Origin of the sequence: Streptomyces sp. NPDC051243 (assembly GCF_044455405.1) — a bacterium.
Lineage (GTDB): Bacteria > Actinomycetota > Actinomycetes > Streptomycetales > Streptomycetaceae > Streptomyces.
The window spans coordinates 695,719-713,696 of the sequence record NZ_JBITES010000002.1 but is presented as its reverse complement, the minus strand read 5'-3'; the positions used below and the strand labels follow the sequence as shown (position 1 = coordinate 713,696).

13 protein-coding genes are annotated in these 17,978 nt (G+C 71.0%); 9 read left to right on the top strand and 4 right to left on the bottom strand.

All coding sequences use genetic code 11. The features are described from left to right. Positions 1-49: 49 nt before the first annotated feature. From cofD to ACIBAG_RS07185, 3 genes are all read left to right on the top strand, one after another. Positions 50-1,009, top strand: a complete 960-nt coding sequence (gene cofD / locus ACIBAG_RS07195) for a 2-phospho-L-lactate transferase (protein WP_399101883.1) — start codon at positions 50-52, stop codon at positions 1,007-1,009. Further along, positions 1,006-2,316 (top strand): coenzyme F420-0:L-glutamate ligase, encoded by a 1,311-nt coding sequence (locus ACIBAG_RS07190; RefSeq protein WP_399101881.1) that lies wholly within the window; start codon positions 1,006-1,008, stop codon positions 2,314-2,316. The genes cofD and ACIBAG_RS07190 overlap by 4 nt, the downstream gene beginning before the upstream one ends. 135 nt (positions 2,317-2,451) lie before the next feature. Next, positions 2,452-3,465, top strand: a complete 1,014-nt coding sequence (locus ACIBAG_RS07185) for a DNA-3-methyladenine glycosylase family protein (RefSeq protein ID WP_399101879.1) — start codon at positions 2,452-2,454, stop codon at positions 3,463-3,465. 283 nt (positions 3,466-3,748) lie between these two features. Here the strand turns inward: ACIBAG_RS07185 and ACIBAG_RS07180 are convergent, their stop codons facing one another. After that, positions 3,749-4,831, bottom strand: a complete 1,083-nt coding sequence (locus ACIBAG_RS07180) for a sugar phosphate nucleotidyltransferase (RefSeq protein ID WP_399101876.1) — start codon at positions 4,829-4,831, stop codon at positions 3,749-3,751. A 388-nt stretch (positions 4,832-5,219) separates the two neighbouring features. Continuing rightward, positions 5,220-6,710 carry a peptidoglycan recognition protein gene (locus ACIBAG_RS07175; protein ID WP_399101874.1) on the bottom strand — a complete coding sequence of 497 codons (1,491 nt, stop codon included), beginning with the start codon at positions 6,708-6,710 and terminating at the stop codon, positions 5,220-5,222. 141 nt (positions 6,711-6,851) lie between these two features. On the opposite strand from ACIBAG_RS07175, the gene ACIBAG_RS07170 reads away from it, so the two are divergent. The 4 genes from ACIBAG_RS07170 (at position 6,852) to ACIBAG_RS07155 (ending at position 13,165) form a co-directional block, all read left to right on the top strand. Further along, entirely contained in the window at positions 6,852-7,607 is a 756-nt protein-coding gene (locus ACIBAG_RS07170) for a TIGR03089 family protein (protein ID WP_399101872.1), read from the top strand. A gap of 443 nt (positions 7,608-8,050) precedes the next feature. After that, entirely contained in the window at positions 8,051-9,178 is a 1,128-nt protein-coding gene (locus ACIBAG_RS07165) for an LCP family protein (protein WP_399101870.1), read from the top strand. Positions 9,179-9,404: 226 nt separating this feature from the next. Next, on the top strand, positions 9,405-11,180 hold the full coding sequence (locus ACIBAG_RS07160; protein WP_399101868.1) for an LCP family protein: 1,776 nt from the start codon (positions 9,405-9,407) through the stop codon (positions 11,178-11,180). A gap of 398 nt (positions 11,181-11,578) precedes the next feature. Further along, positions 11,579-13,165, top strand: coding sequence for an LCP family protein (locus tag ACIBAG_RS07155; protein ID WP_399101974.1), 1,587 nt, complete (start codon positions 11,579-11,581; stop codon positions 13,163-13,165). A 77-nt stretch (positions 13,166-13,242) separates the two neighbouring features. Here ACIBAG_RS07155 and ACIBAG_RS07150 read toward each other — a convergent pair whose 3' ends face one another. Further along, complete coding sequence (locus ACIBAG_RS07150) at positions 13,243-14,271, bottom strand: glycosyltransferase family 2 protein (RefSeq protein ID WP_399101866.1); 1,029 nt, start codon at positions 14,269-14,271, stop codon at positions 13,243-13,245. Positions 14,272-14,414: 143 nt separating this feature from the next. On the opposite strand from ACIBAG_RS07150, the gene ACIBAG_RS07145 reads away from it, so the two are divergent. Further along, positions 14,415-15,869: an LCP family protein gene (locus ACIBAG_RS07145; RefSeq protein ID WP_399101863.1), complete on the top strand. Its 1,455-nt coding sequence runs from the start codon at positions 14,415-14,417 to the stop codon at positions 15,867-15,869. 133 nt (positions 15,870-16,002) lie between these two features. Here the strand turns inward: ACIBAG_RS07145 and ACIBAG_RS07140 are convergent, their stop codons facing one another. Continuing rightward, a complete protein-coding gene (locus ACIBAG_RS07140) occupies positions 16,003-16,551 on the bottom strand; it encodes an acyl-CoA thioesterase (protein WP_399101861.1) in 549 nt (182 codons plus the stop codon). Positions 16,552-16,670: 119 nt separating this feature from the next. On the opposite strand from ACIBAG_RS07140, the gene ACIBAG_RS07135 reads away from it, so the two are divergent. Further along, a complete protein-coding gene (locus tag ACIBAG_RS07135) occupies positions 16,671-17,963 on the top strand; it encodes an LCP family protein (protein WP_399101859.1) in 1,293 nt (430 codons plus the stop codon). The last annotated feature ends 15 nt before the right edge of the window (positions 17,964-17,978 follow it).

Sequence of the window (17,978 nt, the reverse complement as noted above, 5' to 3'; positions counted from 1 at the left end):
CGACCACCACCCCTCAACGAGTCAGCCTGGCGGCTGACACACTGTTTGAATGCGAATCGTGGTTCTGGCAGGCGGCATCGGCGGTGCCCGTTTCCTGCGCGGTCTGAAGCGGGCCGTGCCGGACGCGGACATCACCGTCATCGGCAACACCGGGGACGACATCCACCTCTTCGGCCTGAAGGTCTGCCCGGACCTCGACACGGTGATGTACACGCTGGGCGGCGGCATCAACGAGGAGCAGGGCTGGGGCCGGGCCGACGAGACCTTCCATCTCAAGGAGGAACTCGCGGCGTACGGCGTGGGCCCGGAGTGGTTCGGGCTCGGCGACCGGGATTTCGCCACGCACATCGTGCGGACGCAGATGATCGGTGCCGGTTATCCGCTGAGCGCCGTGACGGAGGCGCTGTGCGACCGGTGGAAGCCGGGAGTCCGCCTCATCCCCATGACCGACGACCGCGTGGAGACACACGTCGCGGTGGAGGTGGACGGCGAGCGCAAGGCCGTCCACTTCCAGGAGTACTGGGTACGGCTGCGGGCCCAGGTGCCGGCCGAGGCGATCGTGCCGGTCGGGGCCGAGCAGGCCAAGCCGGCGCCGGGCGTCCTGGAGGCCATCGCCGAGGCGGACGTGATCCTCTTCCCGCCGTCCAACCCGGTCGTCTCGGTCGGCACGATCCTCGCCGTGCCCGGCATCCGGGAGGCGATCGCCGACGCCGGGGTGCCGGTCGTGGGCCTCTCCCCGATCGTCGGGGACGCGCCCGTGCGCGGGATGGCCGACAAGGTGCTCGCGGCGGTCGGCGTGGAGTCGACGGCCGCGGCGGTCGCCGAGCACTACGGCTCCGGGCTCCTCGACGGCTGGCTCGTCGACACCGTCGACGCGGGTTCCGTGGAGCGGGTCGAGGCAGCGGGGATCCGCTGCCGTGCCGTACCGCTGATGATGACCGACGTGGACGCGGCCGCGCGCATGGCCCGGGAGGCGCTGGCGCTGGCCGAGGAGGTGCGGGGCGCTTGAGCGAGGTGTCTGCCGACGGCTACCGGGTCTGGGCCGTCTCCGGAATCCCCGAGGTCCGGCAGGGCGACGACCTCGCGAAACTGATCGCCACCGCCGAGCCGGGACTCGCCGACGGGGACGTGCTGCTGGTCACCTCGAAGATCGTGTCCAAGGCGGAGGGGCGGATCGTCGAGGCGGCCGACCGGGAGGCCGCGATCGACGCGGAGACCGTGCGGGTGGTTGCCCGCCGCGGCACCCTGCGGATCGTCGAGAACCGGCAGGGGCTGGTGATGGCCGCCGCCGGGGTCGACGCCTCCAACACCCCCGCCGGAACCGTGCTGTTGCTGCCCGAGGACCCGGACGCGTCCGCGCGGGCGATACGGGACGGGCTGCGGGACGCCCTGGGCGTCGACGTCGGGGTCGTCGTCACCGACACCTTCGGGCGCCCTTGGCGCTCCGGGCTCACGGACGTCGCGATCGGGGCCGCGGGGGTGCGTGTGCTCGACGATCTGCGGGGCGGCACGGACGCGTACGGCAACCCGCTCAGCGCGACCGTCGTGGCGACGGCGGACGAACTCGCCGCCGCCGGTGACCTGGTGAAGGGCAAGGCCGCCGGTCTGCCCGTCGCCGTCGTGCGCGGGCTGGCGCACACGGTGACCGAGGAAGACGGGGACGGGGCGCGGGCCCTGGTGCGCGGCGCTCGTGACGACATGTTCCGGCTGGGGACGTCCGAGGCGGTACGGGAGGCGGTCACCCAGCGCCGTACCGTACGGGCCTTCACGGACGATCCGGTCGACCCCGGGGCCGTACGAAGAGCGGTCGCGGCGGCGGTCACGGCTCCGGCGCCGCACCACACGACGCCTTGGCGGTTCGTGCTGCTGGAGTCGGCGGAGTCGCGAACGCGGCTGCTCGACGCCATGCGCGACGCCTGGATCGCGGATCTGCGGCGGGACGGCAAGAGCGAGGAGTCGATCGCGAAGCGGGTGCGGCGGGGGGATGTGCTGCGGAACGCGCCGTATCTCGTCGTGCCGTGTCTGGTGATGGACGGTTCGCACACGTACGGCGACGCGCGGCGGGACGGGGCCGAGCGGGAGATGTTCGTCGTCGCCGCCGGGGCCGGGGTGCAGAACTTCCTGGTCGCGCTGGCCGGGGAGCGGCTGGGCTCGGCGTGGGTGTCGTCGACGATGTTCTGCCGGAGTGTCGTGCGGGACGTGCTGGGGCTGCCGGAGGAGTGGGATCCGATGGGGGCGGTGGCGGTCGGGCATCCGGCGGAGGAACCACGGCCGCGGGCCGGGCGGGACGCCGGAGCCTTCATCGAGGTGCGCTGATGCGTACCGGGCGAGGCATACGCTCGTAGGGCGCCTCCCCTGCCGGCGCGCACAGGATTTCTTCGGCGCCGACGCTCGCAGGCGCCCGTCGGTGCATACGCTCGTAGGACCTCCCGCACCACTAGGACATCAGCCGTGTCAGGACGTTTCGCTCCGCGGCCCACGCGTACGACCGTGCGCGGTGGGCATGTCGGTGTGCCCGCGGGTGTGCCTCGGCAGGCTGTCGCGCCGGGGAAGGTGGCGGGGAAGGTACGGACGGTGGTGCCCGACGGGCCGCTCGATCTCGGGCTGGTGCTGGGGCCCTTGCGGCGTGGGCCGGGGGATCCGACGTTCCGGGCGATGCCCGACGGGTCCGTGTGGCGGGCCTGCCGTACGCCGGCCGGTCCCGGGACGCTGCGGGTCGGTGTACGGGGTGCCGAGGTGCGGGGGGAGGCCTGGGGGCCGGGGGCCGAGTGGCTGCTGGAGCAGTTGCCGGAGCTGCTCGGCGCCGCCGACGATCCGTCCGTGTTCGTGCCCCGGCATCGGGTGGTGGCGATGGCCCGGCATCGGCGACCGGGGCTCCGGCTGACGCGGACCGGGCTGGTGATGGAGTCGTTGATTCCGTCGGTTCTGGAGCAGAAGGTCACGACCGATGAGGCGTATCGGGCGTGGCGGTTGCTGGTACGGAAGTACGGGGAGCCGGCGCCGGGGCCCGCGCCCGGGCGGATGTGTGTGATGCCGGATGCGGGGACCTGGCGGCTGATTCCGTCCTGGGAGTGGCATCGGGCCGGGGTCGACAACAAGCGGGCGTCCACGATTCTGCGGGCTGTGCGGGTCGCCGCGCGGCTGGAGGAGGCGGTGCGGATGTCTCCGACGGAGGCGCAGGCTCGGTTGGAGGTTGTGCCGGGGATCGGGCCGTGGACGTCGGCGGAGGTTGTGCAGCGGAGTCATGGGGCGGCGGATGCGGTGACCGTGGGGGATCTGCATCTGCCGGGGATCGTGGGGTTCGCGCTTGCCGGGGACCGGGATGCGGATGACGCCGTGATGCTGGAGTTGCTGGAGCCGTATGCGGGGCAGCGGCATCGGGCGGCTCGGTTGATTCTGTTGAGTGGGCGGGTGCCGGGGCGGCGGGCGCCGAAGATGCCTCGGGTGGATATCGGGCGGTTGTGACGGGACGGCGGGCTGCGTCGCTGGATGCCGTTGGCTGGTTTCGCCCCCGCCGCCCCTACCCGTCCCATCCCCCAGGGGCGCTGCCCCTTCGACCCCGGCCCTTTCTGGGGGCTGCCGCCCCCAGACCCCCGCTTCGGCCCCGAAAGGGCCTCGTCCTCGAACGCCGGACAGGCTGGGACATGCCGACCGGCGCCTGGAAGTCACCGTCGGCCGAGGAAAAATACCCGCTGCCGGTGGGAGGTCGCGTTCCTCCGGGCTGAGGGTCGGTGTTGTACGCGGTGTTCTAGAGGTCCGGCGAGAATCGGACCGCCCCGGCCGGGATCTGTGCGTCGCACCACACTCGTACGCCGTCCCTCAGTTCGTTGTCGGCGCCGATCACCGCGCCGTCGCCGATGACCGTGCCGGTGAGGACTGAGCGTTCGCCCACGCGGGCGCGGGTGCCGATGAGGGAGTCGGTGATCACGGCGCCGGGTTCGATGACGGCACCCGGGAGGATCGTGCTGCCGAAGACCCGGGCGCCCTCCGCGACGAACGCGCCCTCGCCCACCACCGTGCCCCCGGTCAGCTTGGCGTCGGGGGCCACCCTGGCCGTGGGGAGGACGAGGCGGTCGCCGCAGCGGCCGGGGACCGCGGGGGACGGCGCGCGGCCCAGGACGAGGTCGGCGGAGCCGCGGACGAAGGCCGCGGGCGTGCCCAGGTCCAGCCAGTACGTCGAGTCGACCATGCCCTGGAGGTGGGCGCCGGCGGCCAGGAGGTCCGGGAACGTCTCGCGCTCCACCGACACCGGGCGGCCCGCCGGGATCGTGTCGATCACCGAGCGGCGGAAGACGTACGCCCCCGCGTTGATCTGGTCGGTGACGATCTCCTCCGGGGTCTGCGGCTTCTCCAGGAACGCCGTCACCCGGCCCGTGTCGTCCGTGGGGACCAGGCCGTACGCCCTCGGGTCGGTCACCTTGGTGAGGTGGAGGGAGATGTCCGCGCCCGTCGTCTCGTGCGTGCGGACCAGGGCCCTGATGTCCAGGCCCGTCAGGATGTCCCCGTTGAAGATCAGCACCGGGTCGTCCGGCGCGGAGTGGAGACGCGACGCCACGTTACGGATCGCGCCGCCCGTGCCGAGAGGCTCCTCCTCCGTCACGTACTCCAGATGGAGGCCCAGCGCCGAGCCGTCGCCGAAGTACGGCTCGAAGACCTCGGCCAGGTACGACGTCGCGAGGACGATGTGCTCGACCCCCGCCGCTCTCGCTCTCGCCAACTGGTGTGTGAGGAACGGGACCCCTGCCGCCGGGACCATGGGCTTCGGCGTGTGCACGGTGAGCGGACGCAGCCGAGTGCCCTTGCCGCCGACCAGGAGGATCGCTTCTGTCACCTGTCGTCTCTGCTTCCTGCCGGGACCGGCCGAACTGTCTTTCGGCCGGCCAGTGTATGCAGACCGTTTGTATGCAGACCGTTGTGTGGCGCCCTCGACGGCGGTGCGATGCGATCGTTCCGCATTCCGCCACGTGTCCTACGACGGCGATGAATGCGACCCCGTTCCCCGTACATGCCCCCGCACATACCCAGCAACCCCCGCGCTTGCCCCCGGTGCGCCCCCCACATGGCCCCCAATTGCCCCTATATACCCCCCGGCGCGCCTTGCCGTACACCCCTGGCCGACGCGCCACTCCCCCCAGCGGACTTTCCCGGCGGACTCGCCCCACCGGACTCCCCCGGCCGACTCCTCCCAGCCAACTCCCCCGAGTGAACTCCGCCGGCCCTCAGCGCCCCTGGTAGCGGGCCGCCGCGGCGCGGGCCGTGCCCAGCTTGCGGTAGAGCTGCAGGCCGGGGCACTCCGTGGCGAAACCGTCCCGATGGCCGGAGATAGCGTTCATTCGTACGTTCGTTCCCTTTCGATAGAGGTTGCCACCGGCGGACTTCAGGTACGTCTTGCCGCGCGGATTGACGCCGAAGAGGCCCAGCTTCCAGGCCGAGAGCCGGGCGACGGCGCGCAGTGCGGCGGCGGACGGCTTGCTGGTGCCGTAGCTGCCGAGGACGGCGATCCCCATGCTGTCGGTGTTGAAACCGAGGGTGTGGGCGCCCAGGACCGACTTCGCCACGCCTCCGGCGCGCCCCTCGTAGATGTTTCCGCACTTGTCGACGAGGAAGTTGTAGCCGACGTCGCGCCAGCCCATGCTCTTGACGTGGTAGCGGTAGATACCGCGAATGAGCGAGGGAGCCTGCGTGCACCAGTACTTGGAACCGGTCGCCGTGTGGTGCACGAAGGCCGCCTTCACCCGCTTGGTGTAGACGAACTTCTTATCCCGCAGCCCCTCGTCCGCGCCCCATCCGCGCCGGGTGACGATGCGCGGCCGCGGCCCGATGTGCGGCTTCGCCTTCTGCTCCTGCGTCAACTCGCTGCCGCGCAGGGCCAGCAGTTCCGCCTCGGTCTCGGCGCGGCCGAGCGCGGGGATCTCGGTGGCGCCGAGGGGCGCGAGTTCGGCGTTGACGGCGGAGGCGGCGGCGTCGGCCGCGGTGGCGCCGAGGGCCTCGGCGGTCTCGTCGGTTTCGGTCGTCAGGGTTCCCGGGTGGGGGGCGCCGGGGTCGTCCGGTGGGGGCGCGGCCTCGCCGGGATCGACGAGTTCGAGCCGGAGACCGGCGGGCAGCGGGGAGGCGACGGCGGTGCCGGTGGTCGGGGCCGGGTCACCGGCGTCCGGTGCCGGCCTCTCGGACCGGCTCACGACGGCCTCCGACGTCACCCGCACCTCCACACCGTCCGACTCCCCGACCCACAGCGGTGCCGTGGAGCCGCGCACCCGGCCCGAGGAGCTTTCGGCCGTGTCGGGGTCGGCCGCGTGGTCGGCGTTGTGCGTCTCGATGTCCTGCCAGTCGGACCAGGTGCCGGTGCCGACCGAGCGAGTGCGGACCTGGACGCGGCCGTGCAGTTCGACGTTCGGGTCGTCCCAGATGACGCCGACGAGGGAGAAGTGCGGTACGTCGTGCCGGTACAGGCCCTGTTCGGCGGGCTCGCCGAGGATGCGATCGTCGTTGAGGGGGGTCAGGGGCAGCGACTGGGTGCTGCCGGGGACGGACGGCTCGGCGTTCGTACGACGCGCTGCCTGCCCGCGCACCATGGCCACTGTCTCCGCGCTCGTGGCCACTTCCAGGCCGTGCGCCGGTCTCGCGGTCGCCGCGGCGGCGGGTGGGGTGAGCGGGAGAGCCAGAGCGGCCGCGCACGTGACACCGATGGAGGAAGCAAGGAATCCACGCATGCTCCCGATGGTGGACATAGTCATACAAACCTGTCCATCTGGGAATTGATGGGGCGTTGGCCGATGATTCGTTCGAACCGGTGACGGCCGGGTACGGCCAACTGGGGGTGCGCGGGGGCGGGTCCGCGTACCCTTGCGCGGGTGAACGCCACCGATCGCACCCCTGCCGACCTGCTGCGTTCCGCGCTCGCCGCGGATCCCGGACGCCCCCTGGTGACCTTCTACGACGACGCCACCGGGGAGCGCGTCGAATTGTCCGTGGCCACCTTCGCCAATTGGGTGGCCAAGACCGCGAATCTGCTCCAGGGCGATCTCGGGGCCGGGCCCGGCGACCGGGTCACGCTGCTGCTGCCCGCGCACTGGCAGACGGCGGTGTGGCTGCTGGCGTGTTCGTCGGTGGGCACGATCGCGGACGTCGGCGGGGATCCGGCGGCGGCCGACGTGGTCGTGAGCGGACCGGACTCGCTGGAGGCCGCGCGGGCGTGCCGGGGGGAGCGGGTCGCGTTGGCCCTACGGCCGCTGGGGGGCCGGTTCCCGCAGCCGCCGGCCGGTTTCCTCGACTACGCGGTGGAGGTGCCGAGCCAGGGCGACCGCTTCGCCCCGTACGCCCCGATCGATCCGGAGGACCCCGCGCTGATCGTCGCCGGGCGGGAGTTCAGCGGCGCGGAGGTCGTCGAGCGGGCCGGGGCGGAGGCGCCGGGGCTGGGGCTTACGGGGCCGGGCTCACGGATCCTGTCCGCCTTGCCGTACGACACGTGGGAGGGGCTGAACGCCGGGCTGTACGCGGCGCTCGCGACCGGTGGGTCGGTGGTGCTGTGCCGGCATGTGGAGGCGCTGGGGGAAGAGGCGCTGGCCAAGCGGATCGAGAGTGAGCGGGTGACGGCGACGGCGCGGTAGGCACGGCACGGGTACTCCTTGGACCGGTACTGCCTGATTCCGGGTGCCCGACGTGGGGGCTGGGCGGGGTGGGTGCGCAGCCCGGCGCTGCGGGGTGCCTCCCCCAAGCTCTTCGAGCAGGGGGTACCCCCAGCGCCCACCCGCGCCGCCCCAGCGGCACGACTGCCCGCAGCTACGTCGGCACGGACAAGAGACCACCCGCGCGCCAAGCAGCGGGACGCATGCATCCGCCCGGCCGCCGGAGGCAAGCGTCACCCGTTCAGCCCACCACCACCCACCCCTCACCCTCCACCCGGGCCATGGTCGTAACAACAGCCCACACCACAAGCAGCACGCCCTGAGGAGTGGAGCCAGACGTGACCGGCACTTCACGCCCACGCCCCGGACATCCCGGCGTTGCCGGGGGAAGGCGTCGGCGGTGGCGGTGGGTGCGGCGGGGGGCCGTGGGTGTGGGGTTGGTGGTCGTCGCCGCCGCGGGGGCCGGGTGGGCCGTCTACGCCCGGCTCGACTCCAACATCACCGCCGACGAGGCCGCCGCAGCGGAACTCGCTCGGTACGAGCGGGAGCGGCCCACCTCACTCGTGCGCGACGCGCGGAACATCCTGCTGATCGGGTCCGACACGAGGGCGGGCAGCGGAAACCGCCGCTACGGGCGCGACTCCGGGACCGAGCGCTCCGACACCACCATCCTGCTGCACCTGTCCGCCGGCCGCCGCAGCGCCACCGCCGTATCGATACCCCGGGACCTGATGGTGGACGTCCCGGGCTGCCGAAGGGACGACGGCAGCCGCAGCAGCCCCATGTTCGCGATGTTCAACCACGCCTTCCAGGTGGGTGGTTCGGCCTGCACCGTCCGCACCGTGGAGCGGCTCACCGACATCCGCGTCGACCACCACGTGGTCGTCGACTTCAACGGCTTCAAGAAGATGATCGACGCCCTCGACGGCGTCGAGATCTGCCTCACCGAGCCCATCGACGACAAGGCCGCCAAGCTGCGGCTCCCGGCCGGCAAGGTGACGCTCGACGGCGAACAGGCCCTCGGCTACGTCCGCGCCCGCAAGTCCCTGGGCGACGGCAGCGACACCGACCGCATGGACCGCCAGCAGCGATTCCTCGCCGCGCTGGTGAGCAAGGTGCAGAGCAACGACGTACTGCTGAACCCGGTGCGGCTCTACCCGGTTCTCGACGCGGCCACGTCCTCCCTGACCACCGACCCCGCCCTGGCCAGCTTGCGCGGTTTGTACGAACTCGTCCGCGGTGTGCGCGACATCCCCACCGAACGCGTGCAATTCCTCACGGTTCCCCGGGAGTCCTACATCCACAACTCCAATCGCGACCAGCTCGTGAAGCCCGCGGCCGAGCGGCTTTTCGAGCGACTGCGCACCGACACACCGGTGGAAGTCGTGGATTCGCCCGAAATGCCCCAGGGGGCGGCACCCAAGTCATCGCACAGGAGTTCCCCTGACGACGACCGGAAGCCCGTCGCCGAACCGCCCGCCGCACCCTCCGAACCCACCGCCCCGCCGCCCACCTTCCGCGGCAAGACCGCCGCCGAGGACCACTGCGGGTAAAGCGCTCACCAAGTCCACGAACCTCAATTCAAAGAAATGGGGCGGATTGCCCAGTTGTAGGGACGTGGAATTTGTCACCGTCGTCGCTTGACGCTGAACTGGACGGATAGTGTGAGCGATCCGGTGCACCCGGCCGTAGTTAGGCTTGCGCACTGTTTGACCGAGAGACCCGAGCGCCTTGGAGGGGGAAGGCGCCGCGTGGCCCCGACGGAGGATTCAGACAACCGTGGACGCGCAAGGCCGTGGGCGGGCGGAAGACATCGATCCCGCAGACCAGTGGGTGCTCAATCCGAACACCGGTGAATACGAACTGCGACTGACTCCTTCCGCTCCGCAGTCATCGGTTCCCGGACCACGCAGAGCCGCCTCACGCGCCGCCGGCAAGAGCGCCCAGGGCGCGGCGGGCGGCACGGCCGGCGGCGCCGTGCGCAACCGGGCCGCGGCGCCGGGGCGCGAGACGCGGTCGGCGCCGGGGCGTGAGGTGCCGCCGCAGCGCCGGCGCCGGGGCGCGCCGGAGGAGCCGTTGCCGGGGCGGCGCGGTCGGCGGCCGGCCAAGAAGGCGAACAAGGCGAAGAAGGCCGTGCTCTGGACCGGCGGGATCATGGCGTTCGTGGTCGTCGCCGCCGCGGCCGGCGCCTACCTCTACATCGAGCACCTCAACGACAACATCCAGTCCGTCTCCGACGACGGCGCGAGCACCGGTGGCTTCAGCAAGGACAAGGCCATCAACATCCTGCTGATCGGCACGGACAAGCGCACGGGCGCGGGCAACGGCAGCTACGGCGACAAGGGCAGCGCCGGACACGCCGACACCACGATCCTGCTGCACGTGTCCAAGGACCGCTCGAACGCGACCGCGCTCAGCATCCCGCGCGACCTGATCGTCGACATCCCGGACTGCCAGACGGAGCAGGAGGACGGCACCCAGAAGGTCATCCCGGGAGAGACCGGCGAGCGCTTCAACACCAGCCTCGGCCAGGAGGGCCGCACGCCCAGCTGCACGATGCGGACCGTGACCGAGCTGACCGGGATCAAGCCGGACAACTTCATGGTCGCCGACTTCAACGCGGTGAAGACCCTGACGTCGGCCGTCGGCGGCGTCGAGGTGTGCCTGGCCAAGGACATCAACGACCCCGACTCCAAGCTCAACCTCACCAAGGGCGAGCACGTGATCGAGGGCGAGCAGGCGCTGGCCTTCGTCCGTACCCGGCACTCGGTCGGCTTCGGCGGTGACCTGAGCCGGATCGGGCTCCAGCAGCAGTTCCTCAGCGCGCTGATGCGCAAGCTGAAGTCCAACGACACGCTCACCAGCCCGACGAAGATGATCAAGCTGGCCGAGGCGGGCACCAAGGCGCTGACCGTCGACAGCAACCTCGACAGCATCGACAAGCTCAAGGACCTCGGCCTGGAGCTGGGCAAGCTCAACACCAAGAACCTCACCTTCACGACGATCCCGGTGATCGACAACCCGGCCGAGAAGGTGAAGGCGACGGTCGTGCTCGACGAGACGAAGGCGCCCGAGGTCTTCGAGGCGATCCAGAACGACGTCTCCTTCACCGCCGTCAAGCAGCAGAAGAAGAAGGAGGCCGCCGCCGTGGCCGCCCGGCTCAAGGGCACCAAGGCCGACGCCTCCGAGGTGCGGGTGCAGGTCATTAACGGCGGCGCGCCCGCCGGCAGTGCCCAGGAGACCCTCACCTGGCTGCAGACCGAGGAGGGCGTGGACAAGTCCGAGAACGCGGGCAACGCCCCGGCGACGCTGGCGAAGACGACGCTCGAGTACGCGCCGGAGCAGGCGGACCAGGCACGCCGCCTCGCCGCCATCATGGGGCTCTCCGGGGCCGCGATGAAGCCCGGCAAGAGCGTGACCAACTCCCAGGGCCTGCCCATGATGACCCTGACGCTGGGCAAGGACTTCAAGGGCGCGGGCGTGTCCCTCACCGCTCCGACCAAGGCGCCCGATGTGCCGAAGTCCACCGCCGACAAGGTCGAGTGCGCGAAGTAGCCGTTGTCTCAACCGGCCCGGCCCGCCGCCGACTTGGGGCGGGCCGGGGTCCGGGGCCGGGAGGCGGGCTCCGGCACCGGAATTCCGGCCGGGAACGCAACTGTCCCGGCCACTCGTTTGTCTGACACAGGACGTGGTTGTGTCAGGCGGCGTTCGCCCGGCACACCGTGCGGCCGTGCCGGGCGTGGATTTTGCCGACACGTGGCCAACCCGGTTCGGACCCACAGAGGTCTGACAGGTTGCGAACCGGTGTCGGACAGGGTGGTCCGACATGGTGCGCTCCGCACCGGACAGGGAGGTCCGGCGCGGAGCGATGCCGTGTCGGGCAAAGGGTGGGGAAGGGCGAGGAGTTGGCGCAGAGCAGTGTGCGAGGGGAGGCCCCCGCGGTGGACGACACCATGTCGCTCACCCCGAAGGCCGACCAGGCCACGCCGGCCGACCTGGGCGGCCGGCACGGCGGCGGGGGACGCAGGGGCGGCCGGGGAGTCGACGGCAGGCGGCGCAGACGGCGTGTGCTGCGCTGGTCGGCGACGGTTCTGGCGGTGGTGATACTGGGCACCGCCGGTGCCGGCTATCTCTACTACCAGCACCTCAACGGCAATCTGAAGAAGGACGACCTCAACATCGGCGACGCGAAGGACCGCGCCACCAAGACGGAGGCGAACGCGGCCGGTCAGACGCCGCTGAACATCCTGCTGATCGGCTCCGACGCGCGCGACAGCAAGGAGAACCAGAAACTCGGCGGCGCCAAGGAGACGTTCGGCGCCAAACCGCTCGCCGACGTCCAGATGCTGCTGCACGTCTCCGCCGACCGCACCAACATGTCGGTCGTGAGCATGCCGCGCGACACGCTGGTGAGCATCCCCAAGTGCACGGACCCGGACAGCGGGGAGGTCTACGAGGCCCTCGACCGGGTGATGACCAACCGCTCGCTCGGCCGCGGTGGCCCGGGCTGCTCGGTGGCGACGTGGGAGAAGCTGACCGACATCCACATCGACCACTTCATGATGATCGACTTCTCGGGTGTGGTGTCGATGGCGGACGCGATCGGCGGCGTCCCGGTCTGCGTCGACAAGAACATCGAATCCAGGGACAGCAAGGGCCACGGCTCCGGGCTGAAGCTGAAGGAGGGCACGACGTACGTGCAGGGCGAGCAGGCCCTGCAGTGGCTGCGCACCCGGTACGGCTTCGAGGACGGCAGCGACCTCGCCCGCGCCAAGGCACAGCACATGTACATGAACTCGATGGTCCGCCAGCTGCGCGAGAACGCCACGCTGAGCAACCCGGGCAAGCTGCGCGCCCTCGCCGAGTCGGCCACCAAGGCGCTCACCGTCGACCCGGGTCTGGGCACGGTGGCGAAGCTGTACGACCTGGCGGGCGAGCTCAAGAAGGTGCCGACCTCGCGCATCACCATGACGACGATGCCCAACGAGTACGACACCATCCAGACCGGCCGCGTGGTGCCCACCGACGACGCGACGAAGCTGTTCCGGCTGGTGCGCGAGGACATCGCCCTCGACGGCAAGGACAAGAAGAAGACCACCGAGGAGAAGGCCTCCACCGACCCGGCCGCGGCGGACGGCGAGATAGCCGTCCAGGTGCAGAACGGCACCCGCACCGACACCCTCGCCGCGGTCTCCGGCCGCGCGACCACCGTCGCCGGGCTGCTGGCCGGCAAGGGCTTCACGCAGGCCGTGGCGGACGGTTCGGCGGCCCCGGCCACGGAGACGACGCTGGTCCGCTACCCGTCGGCCGACCTCCAGGGCGACGCCGAGCGGGTCGCCAAGGCCCTCGGCATCCCGACCAGCGCGGTGAAGAGGTCCACGGACGTCTCCGGCGTCACCCTCGTCATCGGCGCCGACTGGCGGGAGGGTACGGCGTACAAGGCCCCGAAGCAGGACGACAAGACGCCGAAGACGGCGGACGCGCTGAACGCCTCCGACACCAAGGCGTGCATGAAGGTGGACCCGGACTTCACCTGGTGACGGCGACGCCGCAAGGCAAACCGTTGCCGAAAGGCCGCCCACGCCGGTCTCGGCGGGGGCGGCCTCGGTGAACGGGCTCAGTCGGCGGTGAGCACCGCCGGGCGGCGGGAGGCGATGACCTTCCGCGCCAGGGACCGCGGGCTGGTCAGGAAGCCGTAGCCCCACGACATGTGCATGGTGGCGAGGGCGACGGGGATCTGGAGGCGAGCCTTCAGGGGCAGGCCCTTGCCGGCCGGGACCGAGCCGGCGGTGATGGCCGCGAGGTAGCCGCCGGGGACCACCAGGGCCCACGGGGTCACCAGGGCGCCCAGCACGAGGCCGGCCGCGATCGCGCACACGGCCGTGGGCGGGGCGAGGTAGCGCAGGTTGATGGAGCCGGCGTGGTAGCGGGCGACGACGTGGCGCCAGCGGCCGTAGTCCTTGTACTGCTTGGCGAGGGCCTTCACCGACGGCCTCGGCCGGTACGACACCTTCAGCTCGGGCGAGAACCAGATCAGCCCGCCCGCCTCCCGGATCCGGAAGTTCAGCTCCCAGTCCTGGGCGCGGATGAACTCCTCGTTGTAGCCGCCCTGTTGCTCCAGCGCCTCGCGCCGGAAGACACCGAGGTACACGGTCTCGGCGGCCTGCGCCTCGCCGCCCGTGTGGAAGGCGGCGTTGCCCACGCCGATCCTCGAGGTCATCGCGGCCGCGACGGCGTGCTCCCAGTCGTTCTCGCCCTCGGCGTGCATGATGCCGCCGACGTTCTGCGCGCCGGTCTCCTCCAGGAGCCGTACGGCGGTGGCGATGTAGTTCGGGGAGAGCATGCCGTGCCCGTCGACGCGGACGACGATCGGGTGCCGGGAGGCCTTGATCGCGGCGTTGAGGGCGGCCGGCGTGCGGCCGGTCGGGTTCGGGACGGTGTGCACGCGGGGGTCTTCCCGGACGAGCTCGGCCGCGATCTCGTCCGTGCGGTCCGTGGACGGACCGAGGGCGATCACGACCTCCATCTCGCCGGCGTACTCCTGCGCGAGGATCGCTTGGACGGCTCCGCGCAGATGCCGCTCCTCGTTGAGGACGGGCATGATGACGGACACGGCGGGGAGCTGCACGTCGGGATTGGCGTTCATAGGGGGCTCACGTTACCGCGAACGGGGGACACCCTTGCGCGCCGCCGGGGTCGCTGCACCGGGCAGGAGATCGTATGGGCCTACGGTGCTCACGGATCCCACGTACGGCCCCCAGGGCAAGCGACAGCGGAGGTATCTCCCCCATGCCCACGCCGCCCCGCCAGTCTCCCTCCCCCGCGCAGCGCCGTTCGCAGCCGTCCCGCCGTGGGGCGCGGCCGGCCGCGCCGGTACGGCGGAAGAGGCCGCGGTGGGCCATGCGGGCGGTGACCACACTGTCCGTCGTGGTCCTCGCCTCGGCGGGGATCGGGCACGCGGTGGTCACGAGCCTCGACGCGAAGATCGAGCGCGTGGACCCGTTCAAGGACATGAAGAACCGGCCGCAGGCGGGGACCGGGATGAACGTGCTGCTCGTCGGCACGGACGGGCGGGACCGCATCAGCGAGGAGGAGCGGCGCAAGTACCGGCTCGGCGGGGCGCCGTGTCACTGCACCGACACGATCATGATCGTGCACATCTCGGAGGACCGGGAGCGGGCGAGCGTGGTGAGCCTGCCGCGCGACTCGTACGCCGAGGTGCCCGCCGGCGAGGGGCGCGGGGCACACCCCATCAAGATCAACGCGGCGTACGCCGAGGGCGGCCCGAACCTGACCGTGCGCACGGTCGAGCACATGACCCATGTGAAGATCGACCACTACCTGGAGGTCGACTTCACCAGCTTCATGAAGACGGTGGACGTGGTCGGCGGCGTGCAGATCTGCACCGCGAAGCCGCTGAAGGACTCGTACACCGGACTCGACCTGCCGGCCGGCACGCACCGGCTGATGGGCGGCGAGGCGCTGCAGTACGTGCGCGCGCGGCACCTCGACAGCGGCTCCGACCTGGGCCGGATGCAGCGGCAGCAGCGTTTCATGGCGGCGCTGATCGAGCGGGCGACGTCGTCCGGGATCCTGCTGAACCCGATGCGGTTCCGGGACGTGACGCGGGCGGTGCTGGGCTCGGTACGGGCCGACAAGGAGTTCGGCACGGGTGAGCTGCTGGACCTCGGACGGGCGATGCGGAACTTCTCGCCGTCGTCGTCGGAGTTCACGACCGTGCCGATCCGGCAGATGGCGTACCCCGTGAAGGGGGTCGGTTCCACGGTGAAGTGGGACGTCGCGAAGTCCGAGCGGCTCTTCCAGGCCCTGCGCGAGGACAGGCCGCTGGCCGAGCACCGGGTGCGGACCAGGGGGGTGCCGGTGGAGGTGGCCCCGCAGGACATCCACGTCCAGGTGGAGAACGGCACGCGCACGGAGGGCATCGGCAAGCACGTCGACGCGGCGCTGGCGGCGACCGGGTTCCGGACGACCGGGCGGCCGGTGGACGCGCAGGGCCGCCCGGTGCAGCGGACGGTCGTCGCGCACGACCCCCGCTGGGACCGCTCGGCGAAGTCGCTCGCGGCCGCGCTGCCCGGGAGCGAGCTGCGGCCGGTGAAGGGGCTGGGGCCGACGCTGAAGGTGATCGTCGGGGAGGACTTCAGGCAGGTGCGGAAGGTGCGGTCGGAGGACCCGACGCGGGGTGAGTCGATCGTGGTGCGGGGGGACGAGGCGGTGTGCTCCTAGCCGGGCCCGCACCCGTCGGCGCCGCGTGGAAGTCCCGGCCCTTCAGTCCCGGTATCCCTCAGTCCCCGTATCCCTCAGTCCCCGTATCCCTCAGGCCCTCGTAACCCTCAGGTCCTCGTAACCCTCAGTCCTCCTAACCCTCAGCCGCCCGCTTCTCCCGCAGCTCCTTGATCGCGCGCCGCCGGGCCAGCCGGTGGGTCCGCCTGATCTGCGCCTCCTGATAGCGCCGCTTGTCGCGCTCGGTCTCCGTTATGACCGGGGGCACCCGGCGCGGCTTGCCGTCCGCGTCCACCGCCGCGAACACCAGGTAGGCCGAGCCGACCTGGGTGGCCGGTGCCGATTCGTTCCAGCGCTCGGCCAGGACCCGTACGCCGACCTCCATCGAGGTGCGGCCGGTCCAGTTGACCTGGGCCTTCACATGGACGAGGTCACCGACGCGGACCGGCTCCAGGAAGACCATCTCGTCCATGGAGGCGGTGACGGCGGGGCCGCCGCTGTGCCGGCCGGCCACCGCACCCGCGGCATCGTCGACGAGCTTCATGATCACACCGCCGTGCACCGTCCCCAGCAGGTTGGTGTCGTTGTGGGTCATGATGTGGCTGAGCGTGGTGCGGGACGCGGACGTCGGCTTGCCCGGGATTTCCGGAGTGCCTGATTCCGCTGCGGTGACCTGGTCTGTCATGGCGTCCACCTTATGCCGAGCCGACATTCGCGGACTTTGTGTTGGGTTCGCAACAGCCGTGACCCTATTTTCCGCCGAACCTTGTAAGACACCTGGCCGTGCCCTGCATAGTGGGGCGCATGAATGACTGGCCCCAGGGATGGTCCGACGACAACCGCGGCGACCGTTACGGACGCGGCAGCGCGAGCGCACAGCCTGAAGGCGCGCGCGTGATGCGGCAGGTCCGCCGCGGCCCGGCGGCACCGCCCGGCCAGGGCTACGGCGGGGTGCCCCAGCAGCCGTCGTACGTGAACGGCCGGGGCCACGGCGGCTACAACGACGACAGCGGCTACGACGACGGGTACGACAGCGGCTACAACACCGGCCAGGTCTACGGCGGTGGCTCGGGCGGCTCCGGCGGTACGGGGATGCGCGAGCCGCGGCCCGCGCCGAACTGGCGGCGCCGTATCAAGCTGACCTCCATAACGCTCGCGACGGTGCTCGTCGTGACGACCGTCGCCACCTACTTCTGGGCCGACTCCAAGCTCAACCGCGAGGTCGACCTGTCCAAGGTCATCGAGCGGCCGGAGGCGGGCGAGGGCACCAACTACCTCATCGTCGGCTCCGACAGCCGTGAGGGCATGACCGACGAGCAGAAGAAGGAACTGCACACCGGGTCCGCCCAGGGCAAGCGCACGGACTCGATGATGATCCTCCACGTCGGCAGCAGTGGCGACACGCTGATCTCCCTGCCGCGTGACTCGAACGTCACGATCCCGTCGTTCAAGGGCTCGGACTCCGGGAAGTTCTACGAGGGCACCGGCCGGCAGGTGAAGCTGAACGCGGCGTACGCCGAGGACGGCCCCGAACTGCTGGTCCGTACCGTCGAGGCCAACACCGGGCTGCACATCGACCACTACGTCGAGATCGGCTTCGCGGGCTTCGCGAACATCGTGGACTCGGTCGGCGGCGTCGAGATCGAGATCCCGAAGGGCGGCATCAAGGACTCCAAGTCCGGGGCCGACCTCGAGGAAGGCAAGCAGACCCTGAACGGCCAGGAGGCGCTCGCCTTCGTCCGTACCCGGTACGCGCTGCCCGGCTCCGACCTGGACCGTACGAAGAACCAGCAGAAGTTCCTCTCGGCGCTGGCCAACCAGGTGGCGACGCCGGGCACGGTCCTCAACCCGTTCAAGCTGTACCCGACCATGGGCGCCGGCCTGGACTCCCTGATCGTCGACAAGGACATGAGCCTGTACGACCTGGCGTCCATGTTCTGGGCGATGAAGAGCGTCAGCGGCGGCGAGGGCAAGTCGATGAACATGCCGATCTCGGGCAACTCCGCGAACGGCAACCTCCAGTGGGACACCGCGAAGGTGAAGCAGCTGGTGGAGCAGCTGAACAACGACGAGAAGGTGACCGTCTCCGACAAGTGACACCCAGGACAGCAC